The 17165-nt window shown below is 69.8% G+C and carries 10 protein-coding genes and 1 pseudogene; 3 read left to right on the forward strand and 8 right to left on the reverse strand.

Annotated features, from left to right (window positions below):
- Window positions 1-36 precede the first annotated feature (36 nt).
- From pelG to ABFO07_RS07670, 6 genes are all read right to left on the reverse strand, one after another.
- The gene (pelG, locus tag ABFO07_RS07645; protein ID WP_059567641.1) at window positions 37-1407 is read right to left on the reverse strand and encodes an exopolysaccharide Pel transporter PelG; all 1371 of its coding nucleotides are present in this window, start codon (window positions 1405-1407) and stop codon (window positions 37-39) included.
- Window positions 1408-1446: 39 nt separating this feature from the next.
- Window positions 1447-3102, reverse strand: coding sequence for a GT4 family glycosyltransferase PelF (gene pelF / locus ABFO07_RS07650; protein WP_260427126.1), 1656 nt, complete (start codon window positions 3100-3102; stop codon window positions 1447-1449).
- A 14-nt stretch (window positions 3103-3116) separates the two neighbouring features.
- Window positions 3117-4028 (reverse strand): hypothetical protein, encoded by a 912-nt coding sequence (locus tag ABFO07_RS07655; RefSeq protein WP_059878860.1) that lies wholly within the window; start codon window positions 4026-4028, stop codon window positions 3117-3119.
- A complete protein-coding gene (locus tag ABFO07_RS07660) occupies window positions 4015-5463 on the reverse strand; it encodes a PelD GGDEF domain-containing protein (RefSeq protein ID WP_059567637.1) in 1449 nt (482 codons plus the stop codon). Before ABFO07_RS07660 ends, ABFO07_RS07655 begins: the two co-directional genes overlap by 14 nt.
- 83 nt (window positions 5464-5546) lie before the next feature.
- A complete protein-coding gene (locus ABFO07_RS07665) occupies window positions 5547-7499 on the reverse strand; it encodes a hypothetical protein (protein WP_059890415.1) in 1953 nt (650 codons plus the stop codon).
- A 77-nt stretch (window positions 7500-7576) separates the two neighbouring features.
- Complete coding sequence (locus ABFO07_RS07670) at window positions 7577-7816, reverse strand: hypothetical protein (RefSeq protein ID WP_059909003.1); 240 nt, start codon at window positions 7814-7816, stop codon at window positions 7577-7579.
- A gap of 736 nt (window positions 7817-8552) precedes the next feature.
- On the opposite strand from ABFO07_RS07670, the pseudogene ABFO07_RS07675 reads away from it, so the two are divergent.
- The 3 genes and pseudogenes from ABFO07_RS07675 to ABFO07_RS07685 form a co-directional block, all read left to right on the forward strand.
- Window positions 8553-9398, forward strand: a pseudogene (locus ABFO07_RS07675) (endo alpha-1,4 polygalactosaminidase); the annotation flags it as partial.
- Window positions 9399-9543: 145 nt separating this feature from the next.
- Complete coding sequence (locus ABFO07_RS07680) at window positions 9544-13443, forward strand: tetratricopeptide repeat protein (RefSeq protein ID WP_347468597.1); 3900 nt, start codon at window positions 9544-9546, stop codon at window positions 13441-13443.
- 22 nt (window positions 13444-13465) lie between these two features.
- On the forward strand, window positions 13466-14092 hold the full coding sequence (locus ABFO07_RS07685) for a DUF4136 domain-containing protein (protein ID WP_059567630.1): 627 nt from the start codon (window positions 13466-13468) through the stop codon (window positions 14090-14092).
- Between the two features lie 129 nt (window positions 14093-14221).
- On the opposite strand, the gene ABFO07_RS07690 is transcribed toward ABFO07_RS07685, so the two are convergent.
- Window positions 14222-15310, reverse strand: coding sequence for an endo alpha-1,4 polygalactosaminidase (locus ABFO07_RS07690; RefSeq protein ID WP_230952964.1), 1089 nt, complete (start codon window positions 15308-15310; stop codon window positions 14222-14224).
- A 252-nt stretch (window positions 15311-15562) separates the two neighbouring features.
- Window positions 15563-16711 carry an endo alpha-1,4 polygalactosaminidase gene (locus ABFO07_RS07695; RefSeq protein ID WP_347468598.1) on the reverse strand — a complete coding sequence of 383 codons (1149 nt, stop codon included), beginning with the start codon at window positions 16709-16711 and terminating at the stop codon, window positions 15563-15565.
- Window positions 16712-17165 lie beyond the last annotated feature (454 nt).

A 17165-nucleotide genomic window follows, 5' to 3' on the forward strand; every position in this document is an offset into this window, starting at 1 on the left:
TGATGCACGACGCATGGCGCGCGAACGGCGCGCCGCTCACTGCAGCATGAAGATCTCGTATTCGAGCGTGTCGAGCTTGCGGTCCAGCCAGCCGAGCCCGACGAGCACCACCACGAGCAGCGAAATCGCGAAGCCGTAGCCGTAGAACACCGGGCCGGCGGCGAGCGTCGCCGCGGTCAGGCACCCGTTCAGCACGCAGAACGCCGCGATCAGCACGAGCGCCGGGCGCCGCCGGTCGAGATAGATGAAGCTGTTCATGATCGCGAGGAACACCATCTGCAGGCTGGTCGCGATCACCTGCACCGACAGCAGCGGCATGTAGAGCCGCGAGATGCCCATCGCGTCGAGCAGCAGCGGGCCGGTCGCGAGCACGACGAGCACGGTCAGCGTCTGCACCTTGACGATGTCGAACAGCGCGCTGCGCAGCGACTGCGCCATCGCGTCGTGCGCGTATTCGATCTGCTGCAGCGAGCCGCCTTCGCGGATCGCGGTGTTGAACGCGCCGTAGTGCCGCGCGAACTCGGTTTCGACGCGCAGCAGGAACACCGCCATCCCCGGCGTGATCGCGAGGTACGCGAGGAAGATCGGAATGTCGTAGATCACCGACGCGTGCAGCGGCCCGACCACCGCCTGCCCGGTGCCCGGCGAATACCAGAACATGATCTTGTCGATCCAGATGCCGACGTTGTACAGCAGCCCGATCAGTATCAGCGTCGGATAGCGGTGCACGCGCCGGAACAGGTCGAACGAGATCACGCGCGTCGCCGGGAAGCCGCCGTAGACACGGGTCAGCAGCAACAGCAGCAGCAGCGTCTGGCCGAGCACGAAGCCGTACAGCAGCCCCTCGAGGCCGAAGTGCTTGAGCGCGACGGCCGCGACGGTCGTCACCGCGTAGCCGACGAAGAACGCGCGCAGGATCCCGCTGTATTGCTTGAGCCCCGCGAGGAAGACACTCGCGATCCAGATGTCGCACAACAGCACGAAGCCGGTGACCATCAGCGCGCGATACAGCCCGCGTTGCGCATCGAACACGAAGCCGGCGGCGAGCAGGCCGAGCACGATCGCGCCGGCCGTGACCGCGAGCAGCGCGCCGGTGAAGTTCGGCACGATCGCGTCGAGCTGCTTGTCGAACAGGCGGTCGCTCGTGAAGCGGGTGAGCGTGAGCTGCATCGGGCCGGTGACGATCAGGCTCGCCGCGATCAGGTAGGTCGCGGACACCTGGAAGTCCGACACGATCGCGTTCGGCAGCAGCGGCGACGCGCCGAGCAGCCCGACGAGCAGGATGCCGACGATCGACCAGATCCACGGCCCGGCGCCGACCAGCCCCGCATACGCATACGCGCGCATGATGCCGAGCAGCGAATTGTGCCGCGCGAGCCGGCGCAGCTTGATTCCGATGGCGGACATCGATCGCTCCTTCGTCGAGGGCCGGTTGCCGTGGCGCCGCTAGCCGCGCGCCGCGTACGGACACGACGCGGTGCTGACCACGCGCCCCGGGTCCGGCATGTGCCGGTCCGGCGCGCCGGCCAGCGTCGCATACAGCGCGCGGTACGCGCCGACCATGCGCTCCTGCGAATAGAAGCGCTCGACGCGCGCGATGCCGGCCGCCTGCGCGGCGTGCCATGCGTGGCCGTCGGCCAGCAGCGCGACGGCCTCGCGGGCGAGCGCGACCGGATCGGCGATCGGCACGATCCGGCCCGCGCTGCCGAGCGCGGCGTCGTCGGCATCGGCGCCGTGGATCAGCTCGGCGCACGCGCCGACGTCGGTCGTCACGACCGGCACGCCCGCGGCGAACGCTTCGAGGATCACGAGCGGCAGCGCTTCCGAGATCGAGCTGAGCACCAGCACGCCGATCTTCGGCAGCAGCTCGTCGATGCGCTGCATGCCGAGCAGCGTCACCTTGCCGGCGAGGCCGAGGCGGTCGATCAGTTCGCGGCATTCGGCCGCGTAGGCGGGATCCTCGTTTTCCGGGCCGGCGATCCAGGCCTCGGCGTCCGGCATCGTCCGCACGACGGTCAGCATCGCGCGGATGAAGGTCTTCACGTCCTTGATCGGCACGACGCGCCCGATCAGGCACACCACTTTCGGTGCGTCGGCGGGCCGCTGCATGCGCAGCGGCGCGAGGCGCCGCAGGTCGACGCCGTTCGGGATCGTGCGCGTCTTCGACGGCGGCGCGCCGTCGACGATCTGACGGCGCCGGTTGCCTTCGTACAGCGCGACGATGTCGTCGGCGGCCGCGTAGGTCATCCGGCCGAGCGACTCGAAGAAGCGCGCCCACATCTCGTGGAAGTAGCCGATATGCGACGCGTCGTATTCGATCAGGTTGCGGTTGTCGCGGATCCACTGGCTCTGGAACAGCTCGATCTTGCGTTCCTTCGTGTAGATCCCGTGCTCGGAGATCAGCAGCGGCCGCCCCTGGCGGTGCCGCAGCAGCGCGCCGAGAAAGCCCGCGTAGCCGGTCGACACCGCGTGATACATGCGCATCGGGATCAGCCGCTCGGCGATCCCCGCGAGCTGCCACAGCGGCCGGTGCATCAGGCGCACGGACCAGAAGTAGTCGGAGAACGACGGGTCGCTGCAGTGCGCGCGATACTGGTCGGTCAGGAACGTCCATGCCTCCTGGCTGTACAGGAACTGCGCCTCGTCGAGACGGTGCTCCTCGGTCAGGTCGTCGACGACGCGGCGCACGAGCTTGTTGTCGAGCGGCGCATCGGCGGGCCGGCGCAGCTGCTCGTGCAGCGCCGCGATCCGCTCGAACGCGTCGCGGTTGCCGCGCACGCCCTGCACCTGCGCGGGCGGCGGGCCGGCGTCGTACAGGTAGTGGTTCTCGAGGTGGACGACGTTCGTCGGCAGCGGGTAGGCCATCTTCGGATAGTCGTCCGGCTTGCTGCCGAGAAAGCACAGGCCGAACGTGTACTCGGGGAACGCGCGGACGATGTCGTGCACCCACGACGACACGCCGCCGCTCACGTACGGATAGGTGCCCTCGAGCAGCAGCCCGATGTCGGCGGTCAACGCGCGCGGCAGCACGTTGCCGAGCGCGTCGGTGACGGTGGCCGGCCGGCGGCCGGAGTGCGCAGCGAGACCTGGGTCGCGCATCATGATGAACGTCCTCGTCACGTTTTCCAGTAGTCGGCAATCGGCGCGAGCAGGTGCGGCGGCACCGGCGGCAGGTCGCCGAGGTAGCGCCGCACGGCTGCGTAGTCGCGCCGGCGGTAGGCGATCTCGGCGAGATAGGGCAGCACCCGCATGCGCGGAAAGCCGCACGCGATCGCTTTCACGAGCATCGCCTCGGCGTCGTCGAGGCGGCCGGTCTCGAACGCGAGGCGGCCGCGCAGCCGCCACAGCGCACCGTCCTGCGGCTGATGGTGGAGCGCGCGCAACGCATGCGCGTCGGCCTGTTCGAGCGCGTTGCGATACACGTCGCCTTCGACGAGGCGCGCGTAGACCAGCTCGCCGTGCAGCTCGGCGAGCGTCTTGTCGATGCGGTAGCGCTCGTCGTCGCTGATGCGCCGCGCGAGTTTCGCGCGCTCGACGACGATCTGCTGCGTGACGCGCTTCTCGCTCTTGTCGAGCATCCCGTACGCGAGCAGGCGCACGTCGTCGGCCGGATCGTTCAGCAGCGCGTGCAGGATCGGGCTCGCGGCGCGCACCGGCATCGTGCGCATCGCGACGAGCGCGGTCACGCGGTGGCCGACCGCGGTGCGCCGGTTCAGCAGGCCTTCCTTGACCTGGTGCTCCTGCGCGTAGGACAGCGTCGCGAGCAGGTGCGGCGTGAACTGCGGCTCGCGCACGAGCACGATCAGCACGCCTTCGTCGAGGCGCGGGAACGCGAACGCGCGCAGGCGGCTCGCGAGGCGCGCGATCGCGTCGGCGGCGTTGCGGCCGGCGCCGCGCGTCGCGTGCAGCGCGCGCGCGCCGGGCCAGCCCGACGGCCGCTGAGACAGCCCGGGCGACCCGGGCGGCGCGAGGTGGCCGCCACGTGCGCGGGCATGACGCGATGGGCGGGCGGATTCAACGGGTTTCATCGCAGGCGGCCAGCAGTTGGCGCAGCGCGCCGTCGGACGGCGTGCCGTCGAGGGGCGACCAGCGCGCGACGATGCGCGCTTCCGCGAAGCCGATGCCGTACTGGTCGCGCACGTCGGTCTCGATGCGTTGCAGCTGCGCCTCGACCGCCACTTCGTCGCACAGCGGCATGATGAAGACCAGCGCGCACTTGCCGCCGGCATGCAAGGCCCACTGCACGTGGAAGTCGAGGTTCGCGCGCTCGACGTGCTCGAAGATCGCCTGCGCCTGCCGGCTCGCGTCGAACTGCAGCATCACCACCGACGACGCGACACCGTTCGTGCGCCGCAGGTCGGCAAGCCGCGCGTATTCGAGCGCGAAGTCGTACGGGCAGTCGGGGAACGCCTGCAGCAGGTCGTGCGTGAGCGCCGCGTGCCGCACGCCGTTCGCGTAGTAGCTGCTCATCACGATCAGCAGCTGCAGGTTGTCGGTGGTCAGCGCGAGGAACGGCAGCTGCGATACGACGAGCATGCCGACCACGTCTTCGCCGGCGCCGATCAGCGGCGCGCATGCGACGTAGCGGGTCCGTGCGCGGTCGCGCGCGTCGAGCGACTGGAGATGCGCGAGCGACAGCTCGTCGAGCGCGGCGATCACGAGCGGATCGTACGCGTCGAACTCGAACGGCGTGCCGATGCCGGCAACCGGCGCGGCGACCAGCTGGCCGTCGCGCACCGCGTGGATCTGCGCGGCTTCGATCTGGCACGCCTGCGTGACGGTTTCGAGGAAGCGCTGCGCGCCGGGCAGCGGCGCGTCCGGCGTCGACACGCTGTCTTCCAGCATCATGTCGCGCAGCCGCGCGAGCGCGTCGCGCAGCGTCGCGGGCCGCACGAGCAGATCCTGTTCGAGCTGGTCATGCGACAGCCGCAGCAGGAACTGGTTGTTGGTCAGCACCGACAGGCGCTCGCTCAGGTACGCGTTCGACGTGCGCGCCTGCGACAGCCGCGTCGCCCACGTGTCGCTGAACTGGCCCGCGACCAGCATCGTGATGAAGCCGCCGACGAAGAAGTCGCGCGGAAACACGTCGGCGAGCGGCAGGCGCGCATAGAACACGCCCCATGCGCCGACCAGCAGAAGTGCGCCGCCCAGGCCGGCGACGGTGCCGTAGCGCAGCGCGACGAACAGCGGCAGCAGCCACATCCACGGAAATGCCTTGCCGAGCAGCAGCGGATCGGCCGGGGAGAGCACGCGGCACAGCGCGAAGACGAGCACCGACAGCACGAGCGTCTCGAGCGCGACGTAGGTGGCGGTGTGGTCGCGCGGCAGCAGCGACGCGAAGCGCGCGGCCGACGTGCGATGCAGGATGCGTGCGCGCAGGCTCGGATGCTGGGCGCGGGGTGGCGTGTCGCCTTGCGCGTCGATCCCCGCATCGAATCGCGTCGATTTGGAATCAATGGCCATCGAAAACCTCGCGCATCCCGATTGTTGTCGTATGTTGCGGCCGCCGCGGGGGCGGCGGCCGCGCCCTGGAGTTCATCTGCGTGTCACCATGCCGGGCCGGGAACGGTGAGCGTGCCGCCCGCGGGCAGCGCGATGCTGGAAATCGGCTGGCCGCCGTAGGTCTCGACGCTCGTGCCGTAGCTGATGCCCGTGACGGGCACGGTGACGGCCTTCGTCGTCGCGAGCCGGATGCTGTTGCCGGTCGCGCCGAGCAGCAGTGTGCCGCCGGCGCCGGATGCGTTGTACGCCATCCGCGCGGCCATCGCGGCGCCGATGTCGTGCTCCGCGAGGCTGAGCACCGGCAGCGCGAACAGCGCGTTGTACTTGTTCAGCGTCGCGCCCATCAGGTCGCCGAGCAGCGTCGACGTGCTCAGTAATCCGTACTGCGCGAGATTCGGCTGGTGGAACATGATCGGATCGATGTCGTACTTCAGCATGTAGCGCAGCCAGATCTCCGATTCCTTGTCGAGGATCTCGCTGTAGCTGAGCGGATGGTCCCAGGTCGGGAAGAGGCCGCCCGGCGCATAGAAGTGGTTGTATTCCGACACCCACTGCGCCGGCGTGGTCACGTTGTAGTACAGGTTGGTCGGGTGGCGCGGGATGATCAGCATCGACGGCTGGTACTGGCTGGTGAAGCCGGTGTTCGGGCTCGGGTTGTTCCAGGCCGGCTGCGACGTGTCGGAGACCAGGTAGCGGATCCCGAACGTGTTCGCGGCGCTCAGGAAGTTCGGGTTGCCGAGCCCCGACACGTCCGGCTGCACCATGCTGTCCGCCGTGAACAGCCGCAGGCCGAGCTGCCGCGCGATCTGCACGTTCTTCTGCAGCTCGGTGGTCGCGGCGGCCGAGCTGATCGCGTCGAGGTTCGCATGCGTGTACGTGTGGCTGATCCAGCGGAACGCGCCCTGGTTGAGCGCGACGACCGGCGTCAGCGTATCGAGCAGGTAGATGCCCGTCGCGCCCTGGCCGACGAACGGCCATTCGATCTTGACGTTCGCGGCGTTCGGCACGTTCCGGTTCAGGTTGCCCTGCCACGCGGCGGCATTCAGGAAGTCGGTGCCCGTCATCCGGTACGTGAGGCCCGTGGTGTCGCTCAGCGAGCGCGTATCCCAGATGTCGTCGTCGATCAGGATGTCGTCGGGCTGCGGGCTCATGTAGACATGGCGCTGGCCGAGGAACACGCCCTTCGACACCCAGTTGATCACGCCGTATGCGAGCTGCAGCGTGTGGCGCAGGTCGGGATTCTCGTCGGCGGTGATCGTCAGGTTCTGGCGGCCGTCGGCCGACGTGTAGATCGACGCGATCGCATAGCCGTTCGACGTCGACAGCAGCGGCACGACGTTGCTGCCGGCCGGCGTCGCGAGGTAGGTCCACGCGTTGGTGATCGTGATCGGGTTCGCGCCGTTCACGTAATTGAAGATGCCCTTGCCGGCCGCCGTCAGCGATGCCTGCAGCGGCGTGGCGGTGGTGTTCGCGTAGGTGATCAGCGTCAGGCCGTAGTTGTCGGGGAAACCCGACGGATACGTATACAGCGTCGCCTGCCGCACGCGGAACGATTGTTCGTAGTTCCACAGCGCCTGCCATTGCGCGGCGCTGAACGCGCTCTCGTAGTTGCCGGTCGCCGGGTTGAGGTAGCCGAGGTTGCCGGTGCTCAGCAGCACGCCCTGGTAGCGGCCGTTGCCGAGGCCGTCGGACAGCATGCCGGCGGTGAGCGGCGTCTGGGTCGCGATCAGCGTGTCGTACGGCACGCCGACCTGCTTGAGCACCGACGTGATCGCGGCGAAGCTCGGCTCGGTGCCGTTGGCGGATACGACGAGCAGCTTCATTGCAATGGATACGGGCGTTTCGGCGACGGCGCGCAACGGCAGCGCGCCAAGTGCGACGAGCATCGCGAGCGCCAGTGCGGCAGCGGCGCGCGAGGCGGCCGCGCGTGCGCGCACGAGGCGGCGGGTGGCGGCCGCGCATGACTGGCACAAGCGGGAAGCCGGGTTCGGATGCATGATGTTCCCCTCGACCGGGCGATCGGAAACGTGGCTCGTATGCGATGGCAATGTAGTGAGTTATGCGATCCGGTTCGTTACCGGAGCTTGCGGACTTCCTGCTGCGGCTGCGTCGGGTAGGACGGCGGCTGGGCCGGGCCGCGCTGGGCCTGGCGCTTGATCTTGAAGACGAGCGGCGGCGCCGCGTTCTTGTCGCCGTTCGGCGGCGACTGGGTGGATTGCGCGACGGCGCAGGCCGGGCCGACGGCGAGCGCGAGCGCGACGCCGCACGCGGCGACGGCTCTGCGGCCCGGAAGGCCAGAGATTCCGGAAATCATGATCGATGCTCCGCGTTGTCGAGGCGCCGGGCACGGATGCGCCGTCGATGCTGCCCCTCGCCGTGACGCAAGTAACGTACCAATGATCGGGCCTCCTTGCGCAGGGCGGCCACACGGCGCGCAGCGGGTTGGCGTGCGCCGAATCGCGCGGGTTTTGTTTCATCGCTGATACATCGGAACCGGATTCGGCGCGTGGGCGCCCGGCGCATTCTCGCGCGCGCATGTGGGGCGGCATCCACCGCATGCGTGTGCAACGGCCCCGCGACGAATCGCCTGCGGCGGCCGTCATCGGTTGCGCGGGCAAGGTTGCAGCGGCGCGTAACAGATGTGCAACGGCGCGCCGCGCACGCGCCGGCACTACGGGAAAATACCGCCCGACGTTTCGCCGTCCTGCAGGGTTCATCGCCTTGAACTTCGAAATGTCTTGGTCTATTTCTTCATCCAAGGCATCGCGCATTCACGCAGTCACGCGCGACCGATTCGATAGCGCGGCGCGTTCGTGTGCAGTCGTGACACGAAACCAGGGATGGCACGCCGCGACGCAAGAAAGACAACACGGGGGTTTGCTGTGCAGAGCCAACAGCCGTTGGGCCCGGGGGGCATGGCCATGTTGGGGAGGATTCGGCGTCGCCTGGTCGGCGTGCGCGCGCTCGTCGCGTGCCTCGCGCCGCTGTCGGCGTCGGCGCAGGCTGCCTCTCTCGACACGGTTCCGCTTCCGGCCGATTCCGCCACCGCGATCGCGGCGCCGCGTGCCGCGGACGACGCGGGCCAGGCGCGCGCGGGCGAGCCACGCGCGAGCGCGGCTGCTGCCGCGGTTGCAGCCGTCGCGCCGCAGCCGGCCTTCGCGTTCTTCTACGGCGCGCACGTGCCGGTTGCCGCGCTGTCGACGTTCGACAGCGTCGTCGTCGAACCCGACAGCGATTTCGACCCGCGCGCGGCCGACACGCCGCACACCGCGTGGCTCGCGTATGTGAGCGTCGGCGAGGTGACCACCGCGCGCGCGTATTACAAGGACATCCCGAAAGCGTGGCTGCACGGCGAGAATCGCGCGTGGGGTTCGGCGGTGGTCGACCAGGCCGCGCCGAAATGGCCCGCGTTCTATGTCGAACATGTGATCGCACCGCTGTGGGCGCGCGGCTTTCGCGGCTTCTTCCTCGATACGCTGGACTCCTATCAGATCGTCGCGAAGACCGACGCCGAGCGCGCGCGCCAGCAGGCGGGCATCGTCGCGGTGATCGACGCGATCAAGGCGCGCTTCCCGTCCGCGCGGCTGATGCTCAACCGCGGCTTCGAGCTGTTGCCGCGCGTGCATGCGAGCGTGTATGCGGTCGCGTTCGAGTCGCTCTATCGCGGCTGGAACCAGGCGCAGCAGCGCTACACCGAAGTGACGCCGGCCGATCGCGCATGGCTGATGCTGCAGGTGGACGCCGCGAAGGCGTATGGCCTGCCGGTCGTGTCGATCGACTACTGCCCGCCGGCCGACGACGTGTGCGCGCGCGATACCGCCGCGCGAATCCGCGCGGCCGGCGTGATTCCGTACGTGACGGGCCCGGCGCTCGACGTCGTCGGCATCGGCGCGCTCGCCGAGCGCGTGCGCGCGCCGGCGCGCGCGGAACGCCGCGACGGTTCGCGCTCGGCGCAGGGCGCGCAGGTGCTGCGCGACGCGCAAGGGTGGTCGGGCGCGCACGCGGCCGGTCCTGTGCAATTCGTCCACGTGGAAGCCGACCGTGCAATCTGACCGCAAACGACTCGTTTCGCCTCTCGGCATCGCCGGCTTCGGCGCGGCCGTCGCGCTGTCGCTCGCCGCCGTGTTTCCGCGCGGCACGCTCGAACGCGCGCTGCTCGACAGCCATGAGACCGATTCCCTCACCGTCGCCTATCTGCGCGCATGGCTGCGCGCCGACCCGAACAACGCAGGCGCCGTCGAGCATCTCGCGCGCGAATACGTCGGCGAAGGCCGCTACGACGACGCGGAACGGCTCATCGCGCAACTGCGCACGTCGCCCGACGCTGATGTCAGGCTGCGCGCGCTGCTGTCCGACATCGGCCTGGCCGAACAGCGGCTGTATGCGTTGCCGGAAGGCGCGCCGGAGCGCATCGCGCGCATCGCGCGGCTCGATACGCTGCTGAACAACGCGCTCGACGCGCCGCTGTCGCCGGCGCAGATGCAGGTGCTCGCGGTCAAGGCGATCGCGCTGAACGACGGCGGGCTCGCCGCGCGCTACTACCATCGCCTCGCGGCGCGCGAGCCGGCGCGCGCGACGTACTGGCTCGGCAAGGAATCGGCCACGCAGCTCGCGAGCGGGCATTACCGCGAGGCGGCGAGCGCGTCGTTCGCGGCGCTCGCGCACGCGACGTCGAAGACGGAGCGGCGCACGTTCTTCTTCGCGGGGCTGCGTGCGCTGCAGGGCGGCAACCTGCTCGGCGAGGCGATGCTCGCCGCGCGCGAGCACGTGGGCGAACTCGCGACCGACGCGCGCACGCTGCGCTTCCTGATCTCGCTGTCGATGTCGGCGGGCCGCCCCGATCTCGCGTCCGATTACACGAACCAGTTGATGAACCTGCGCAGCGGGTCGAAGCATGCGGACGCGAAGCCGGCGGCGGCGCCGCGCGACGCGGCCGATGCGCCGCGCATCATGCTCGCGGTATGGCGCTGGAGCGACCGGCCGCATGTCGTGCGGGTTGCGCAGGCGGCACCGGCGGCGAAAGCGCCGAAGGAGCCGGACGACGCAGCCGACGATGCCGCGCTGCCGGCGGCCGGCAATGCGCCCGGCGCGGCGGCCGCGCCGTCCGACGAGGAACTCGCGTTCAAGGTCTACCTGCAGAACAGCAAGCTGCGCGAGGCGGAGGACGTCGCGCGCCGTGCGCTTGCGCGCGATCCGGAGTCGGTCGCGTGGCACGAGCGGCTCGCGCAGGTCGCGACCTGGAACAACCGGCCGCGCGTCGCGCTCGACGCGTACCTGTGGCTCGCGAAGACGCGCAACGACGAAGCGTCGTGGCAGCAGGTGCTGCGGCTCGCGCCCGCGCTGCGCGACGATCGCGCGCTGCTCGACGCGATGCAGCACGAACTCGCGCGGGGCGGCGGGCAGGTCGATCGCCGCAAGCAGCTCGAATGGATCGACGCGTATGTCGCGATCCAGGAAGGGCGCGCCGCGCCGGGCGCGGCGCTCCGCTTCCTCGCGATGCAGGCGCACGGCGCGCTGCGCCAGCCGGTGCTGGAGCGCACCGCGGCGCTCGCGGAGCGCACCGGCGACGACGCGCTGGCGCTGCGCACGTGGCAGACGCTCGAGCACGACTACGGCCCGAACCAGGCGTATGCGACGAAGATCGCGGTCGCGCTCTACGGCCAGCACCGCTACGCGGAGGGGCTGGCCGCGCTGGAGAAGGCGAAGCCGGCGGCGCAGGCGGCGCAGAACGCCGACGCATACTGGCGGCTGTATGCGACGCTCGGCAAGCTTGCCGGCAGGCCCGACGTCGTCGTCGAAGGCTCGCGGCACCTGCTGAAGAGCGGCCACGAGACGCCGAGCGACCTCGAGCAGATGATCGATGCGCTCGACGCGCAGCCGCTCGACGCGGGCCGCGTCGCCGAATACGCGTACCGCCGCACGGGCGAGCTGCGCGACCTGCGGCGCGCGGTGTACTACTACTCGCGCGCCCGCGCGTACGAGCGCATCGCGACGCTGCTGAATGCGCTGACGCCCGCGCAGGCGGCCGCTGCCGAGCGCGACCCCGAATACCTGATGGCGCGCTCGCAATACTGGCGGCTCGTCGGCGAGCCGGCGCGGGCGGTCGACGACGTGCGCGCGGTGCTGCGCATCGAGCCCGACAACGCGAAGGCGCAGGTCGCGCTGATCTGGCTGCTGAACGATTCGGGCACCGATGCGGCGCTGCGCACCGCGCTGCGCACGTACCGCTCGCGCGCGACCGGCGACACGCCGCTCACGGCCGCGTATGCGGCCGCCTACCTGCGGCTCGGCGACGCGCGCGCCGCGTTGCACTTCCTGCGCCTGAACCTGCCTTCGCATCGGGACGACGTGCTGTGGCGGCTGACGGTGGCCGACGCGCTCGAACTCGACGGCCAGACCGAAGAGGCGTGGCAGATCCGCCGCACCGCATGGAAGAAGCTGCACCGCGAACGCATCGACCAGCGCCGGCCGCAGCAGATGACGCCCGACGAATACGACATGGCGCGCGTGCGCTTCATCGCGCTCACCGACCGCTTCGCGGGCGGCGACGCGTCGAAGCGGCTGCTGATCGAGCTGCTGCGCCGGGACGCGCAGGCGAACGCCGCGCCGGCGTCGAAGGCGGCGACCGATCTCGGCGACCTGTCGATGCTGCCGCCGGCCGCCGCGCAAGGGCTGACGCGCCGCAACGAGCACACGTCGGCGGTCGCGCGCGAGGCGATGCTCGCGTGGAGCCAGTCGCACGACGCGTACGACTTCGAGCGCGACTGGCTCGCATGGCACTACACCGAGCGCCTGTCGCAGCCGTCGTATGCGAATGCGGCGCTCGCGCTCGCGGACGACAACCCGGCGAAGCTGACGCAGATGCTCGACGATCCGGCCGACCCGATGCCGAGCGCGACGAAGATCGCCGCCGAGCAGCGCGCGGGCCGCATCGAAGCCGCGCAGCAGGACGCCGCGCAGGCGCAGAACCTGCTGCCCGACAGCGACGCGATGCACGCGACCTACGTCGACGCGGTGATGCCGACCGCGCAGGCGGTCGCGCCGGGCTTCCGCTACGTGCACACGGGGCCGCTGCTGTTCTACGAGACCAGCATCGGCGCGGGCGTGCGCATCACGCCGACCATCGCGTTCGCGTTCCGCTACGTCGACCGCGCGCAGCACGGCAACGATTCGCTGCCCGGCGTGCCCGGCAAGGATCGCAACTTCGAGGCGGTGCTGCGCCATTACGGCGCCTTCAGCCGCGAGGCGCTGGTGCTCGGCCGCCGCGACGCATTGCGCGCGTTCACGACGGTGCGCGCCGAAGGCGCGCTGTTCGAGGGGCGGCCGCTGAGCTTCACGTGGTCGGTCGGGCGCAACCAGGAAGCGACGGAATCCGCGCAGCTGCAGGTGGGCGGCATGAAGGACAACGTGGCCGCCGCGGTGTCGTTCCAGCCGGACCTGCACATCTTCACGCGGGCGCGCGTCGAATATGCGCGCTTCTACGGACAGGACCGCTCGTACCTCGGGCACGGCACGCTGATCACCGCGGACGGCGGCTACAAGCTGCGCATCACGTATCCGGATTTCACGGTGCGGGTTGCCGTCACGCACGGCGAGTACACCGCGAACGGCACGCCGGGCTCGCTGCTGCAGCAGATGACGCCGAACGGCACGCCGCTGACCGCGCCGCTGTTCGTGCCGCGCACGTTCACGCAGATCGCGCTGCTCGGCGGTTTCGGCAACGGGCTGCTCGACGGCTATTCGCGTCGCTGGCGGCCGTTCCTGGAGGTCGGCCCGCTGTACGACTCGCACGCGAAGTGGGGCGAGCGCGTGACGGCGGGCGTCGTCGGCAGCGTGTTCGGCGGCGACCAGCTCGGCCTCTACATCACCCATGCCAGCGCGTCGTCGAACCATTCGACGCCCGTGACCGAAGTCGGGATTCGCTATCGCTGGATGTATTGACCCGGTAATCAAGGAGAGCGAAATGAAACAGAGCGCATCGCCGCAGGTGGCTGGCAAGCCGGCGCGGCACGGATGGACCGCCCGCCGCTGGTGCGTGGCGCTGGCCGCGGCGAGCGCGCTGCTCGCCGGCTGCGCGCAGGTCGACAGCGGGCCCGTTTCGCCGTTCGAGGCGAGCGGCGGCTACAGCGACCTGCGGATGGCGAACACCGGCTGGGCCGTGCTGCCGATCGAGAACAACACCGAGACCGCGAACGCCGGGCAGCGCGCCGCGTCGATCGTCGCGGGCTTCCTGCGCGCGCAGGGCTACACGGACGTGCGCGAGTACCGTACGCCGGGCGACGACGGGATGTTCGTCGACTGGACCGGAACGGACATGGGCAAGGCGAAGAAGTGGGCGGCCGACAACCATCTGCGCTACGGGCTGACGGGCGCGGTGAACGAGTGGCGCTACAAGGTCGGGGTCGACGGCGAGCCGGCGATCGGCATCGCGCTGCAGATCATCGACCTGCGCACCGGCGCGGTGGTGTGGAGCGGCACCGCGAGCCGCACGGGCTGGAGCCGCGATGCGGCGACGAGCGTCGCGCAGGGGCTGGTGCGCCAGCTGCTGGCGCCGGTCGTCGGGAGCGGCGACAAGCGCGCGCGTTCGTAACGTGCGCGCGGCGCCCGGAGGGGCGCCGCGTCGCGTTGCGTTGCGTGGCGTCACGGCGGCGGCGGGCAGGATGCCCGGCCGCCGGCCGTCACGTGCGTCGCGCCGCTCGCGCGCGACGCATGACGGGGATCAGAGCCCCCAGTAGCAGACCGTGCCCTGGCCGGCGCTCGCGTCCGACACGTACGGCGAGAAGCCGTGCGAGCGGGCCGAGTTGTACGCGCTCGATGCGTCGGCGGTGTTCGTGCACGAGCCGACGTAGTCGACCGTCGCGATCCAGAACGGGCGGCCGCCCGGCGCAAGATTCATGCCCTTCCAGTTCAGCAGTTCCTGCTCGACGCCCTGGTCGTAGCTCGGCTTGTACACCTCTTCGTGCGCGACGCCGTCGAGCAGGCTCGCGTATTTCACGCCGCCGGTCGTGCCGAGGCGCGTCACGTCGCTCGTTGCGTTCTGCATCACGATCAGCAGGTTCGGGTACTTCTCGCGGATCTTGCGCACGAGGTCGAGGCCGCCCTGGCTGCATGCGGCGTCGCACGGGCCGTTGGTGGTCGACGTGCCGTGCTCGACGATCTCGAGGTTGTCGAGATAGAAGCCGTCGGCGCCCTGCGCGACGAGGCGCGGCACGACGTAGTTCAGGATCAGGTTCTGGTAGTCGGCGTTGCCGACGTTCATCCACGTCTCGTCCGAGTAGCCCTGGTACGCACCGGCCTGCGCGGCGGTGTTCGCGCTGCAGGACACGAAACCGCTCGGCACGCTGCTCCAGTAGCTGCGCCAGTGTTCGCACGAACCGAGGTTCAGGTAGCTCAGCACCTTGTTCTGGCCGTTGTTCTTCAGCGTCGCGACGTTCGCGGCCGTGAAGTTGCCGGTGCCCGGATCGAGGTCGATGTCCATCACGCGATAGGTGGTCGCGGCGCGGTTCAGGTCGAGGCTCGACGCGGGGCCGTAGTACGTCATCCACGGGGCTGCCACCGGGAAGCCGGGGCCGCTCGTCGCGGTCGTGTTCGTGTTCGTGGTGGGGTTGGCCGGCGACGTGGCCGGCGTGGTCGACGTCGGGGTGGACGTCGTGCCCGCGGGCGTGGCGGCCGTGCCGGTGGTCGACGTCGTCGTACCGGTCTTGCTGTTCAGCGTCGTCGCGGACTGGCCGCCGCCGCCGTCGCCGCCACAGGCGGCGAGCATCACGGGGACGAGCAGGGAAAGGGCCAACGGGGCAATGTTGCGCATCGGGGTATTCCTGGTCAGGTTCTTCGGGTTGCGTGGCAACCGGGATGGCACCGACGGCGATGGCGCGGCCGCGACACGACACGTGTCGCATCACGGCGCGCAGGGTCAGGCGTCGGGGCCGGGCGGCAGGGGGTGCCCGGCGGACGAGCGGCGCCCGGGCGGGCGCCGCGTGAAGGCCTGGCACGGGAGGCGGGCGATGCGCCCGGCCTCCGGCGCGTCACGCGCACGGGGCGCGCGACGCGCGGCGGGGGATCAGAGGCCCCAGTAGCAGACCGTGCCCTGGCCGGCGCTCGCGTCCGACACGTACGGCGAGAAGCCGTGCGAGCGGGCCGAGTTGTACGCGCTCGATGCGTCGGTGGTGTTCGTGCACGAGCCGACGTAGTCGACCGTCGCGATCCAGAACGGCTTGCCGCCCGGCGCGAGGTTCATGCCCTTCCAGTTCAGCAGTTCCTGCTCCGCGCCCTGGTCGTAGCTCGGCTTGTACACCTCTTCATGCGCGATACCGTCGAGCAGGCTCGCGTACTTGACGCCGCCGGTCGTGCCGTTGCGCGTCACGTTGCTGGTCGCGTTCTGCATCACGATCAGCAGGTTCGGGTACTTCTCGCGGATCTTGCGCACGAGGTCGAGGCCGCCCTGGCTGCATGCGGCATCGCACGGGCCGTTCGACGTCGACGTGCCGTGCTCGACCATCTCGAGGTTGTCGAGGTAGAAGCCGTCGGCGCCCTGCGCGACGAGGCGCGGCGCGACGTAGTTGACGATCAGGTTCTGGTAGTCGGCGTTGCCGAGGTTCATCCACGTCTCGTCCGAGTAGCCCTGGTACGAACCGGCCTGCGCGGCCTTGTTCGCGCCGCACGACACGAAGCCGCTCGGGGCGGTGTTCCAGTAGTCGCGCCAGTGTTCGCACGAACCGAGGTTCAGGTAGCTCAGCACCTTGTTCTGGCCGTTGTTCTTCAGCGTCTTGACCTGGGCGGCCGTGAAGTTGCCGGTGCCCGGATCGAGGTCGATGTCCATGATGCGGTAGGTCGTCGCGGCGCGGTTCAGGTCGAGGCCCGACGCTTCGCCGTAGTACGTCATCCACGGGCCAGCCACCGGGAAGCCGGGGCCGTTCGTCGCGGTCGTGCCGGTGGTGGTGCCGGTGGTCGTACCCGAGGTCGTGCCGGTGGTGGTGCCGGAGGTCGTGCCCGACGTCGTGCCCGAGGTGGTACCCGAGGTGGTACCCGAGGTCGTGCCGGACGTGGAGCCGGAGGTCGTGCCCGACGTCGTGCCCGAGCCGTTACGGCTCCAGCCGCCGCTGTTCCACTTCAAGGCGCTTGCGGATTGGCTGCCGCCGTCGTCGCCGCCACAGGCGGCAAGCATCGCGGGGAGGATCAGGGAAAGGGCTAGCGGGGCGATTCTTCGCATCGGATTGGTTCCTGTTCAGAGATTCGATTGGCGGTTGCGCGGCAACCGGCGGCACCCCCCCGACACAACGCCGCAACGAACCGATGCGCGCGTCGAGGCCGCGCCCTGGGGTGTCCGGAGCTGCAATCAAGGGATTCAACAAGCGACGTTCGACGGGCCTGCCGGAGCACCGGCAGAGCCGAACGCGTGGCGGCTTTGGACGCCGCCAACTCTCCGCCGTCGCACACATTCGCCGCGCGCCGGGCTGTTGGAGAGAGCAATGTTGTTATTAATAAGACCAATCAACACTTAAATCTGATGATTTAAATCAATTGGAGCCCGACTTTAACCGAGCGGGGTTTTTGCACAGGTAACGAGATGTGTATCGCGTAACTGCACGTAAGCGCAGACGAATGGGCGGGGAAATGCGCGATGCCGCGCGGTGCCGGTGCATCGCGCGGCATGCTTCAGGTAT

Origin of the sequence: Burkholderia stagnalis (genome assembly GCF_039848545.1) — a bacterium.
In the GTDB taxonomy this organism is placed as follows: Bacteria; Pseudomonadota; Gammaproteobacteria; order Burkholderiales; family Burkholderiaceae; genus Burkholderia; species Burkholderia stagnalis.

What these genes read in the sequence shown, in the direction of transcription:
- pelG (WP_059567641.1), bottom strand. Translation starts at nt 1,407, where the DNA reads ATGTCCGCCATCGGAATCAAGCTGCGCCGGCTCGCGCGGCACAATTCG.
- pelF (WP_260427126.1), bottom strand. Translation starts at nt 3,102, where the DNA reads ATGATGCGCGACCCAGGTCTCGCTGCGCACTCCGGCCGCCGGCCGGCC.
- ABFO07_RS07655 (WP_059878860.1), bottom strand. Translation starts at nt 4,028, where the DNA reads ATGAAACCCGTTGAATCCGCCCGCCCATCGCGTCATGCCCGCGCACGT.
- ABFO07_RS07660 (WP_059567637.1), bottom strand. Translation starts at nt 5,463, where the DNA reads ATGGCCATTGATTCCAAATCGACGCGATTCGATGCGGGGATCGACGCG.
- ABFO07_RS07665 (WP_059890415.1), bottom strand. Translation starts at nt 7,499, where the DNA reads ATGCATCCGAACCCGGCTTCCCGCTTGTGCCAGTCATGCGCGGCCGCC.
- ABFO07_RS07670 (WP_059909003.1), bottom strand. Translation starts at nt 7,816, where the DNA reads ATGATTTCCGGAATCTCTGGCCTTCCGGGCCGCAGAGCCGTCGCCGCG.
- ABFO07_RS07685 (WP_059567630.1), top strand. Translation starts at nt 13,466, where the DNA reads ATGAAACAGAGCGCATCGCCGCAGGTGGCTGGCAAGCCGGCGCGGCAC.
- ABFO07_RS07690 (WP_230952964.1), bottom strand. Translation starts at nt 15,310, where the DNA reads ATGCGCAACATTGCCCCGTTGGCCCTTTCCCTGCTCGTCCCCGTGATG.
- ABFO07_RS07695 (WP_347468598.1), bottom strand. Translation starts at nt 16,711, where the DNA reads ATGCGAAGAATCGCCCCGCTAGCCCTTTCCCTGATCCTCCCCGCGATG.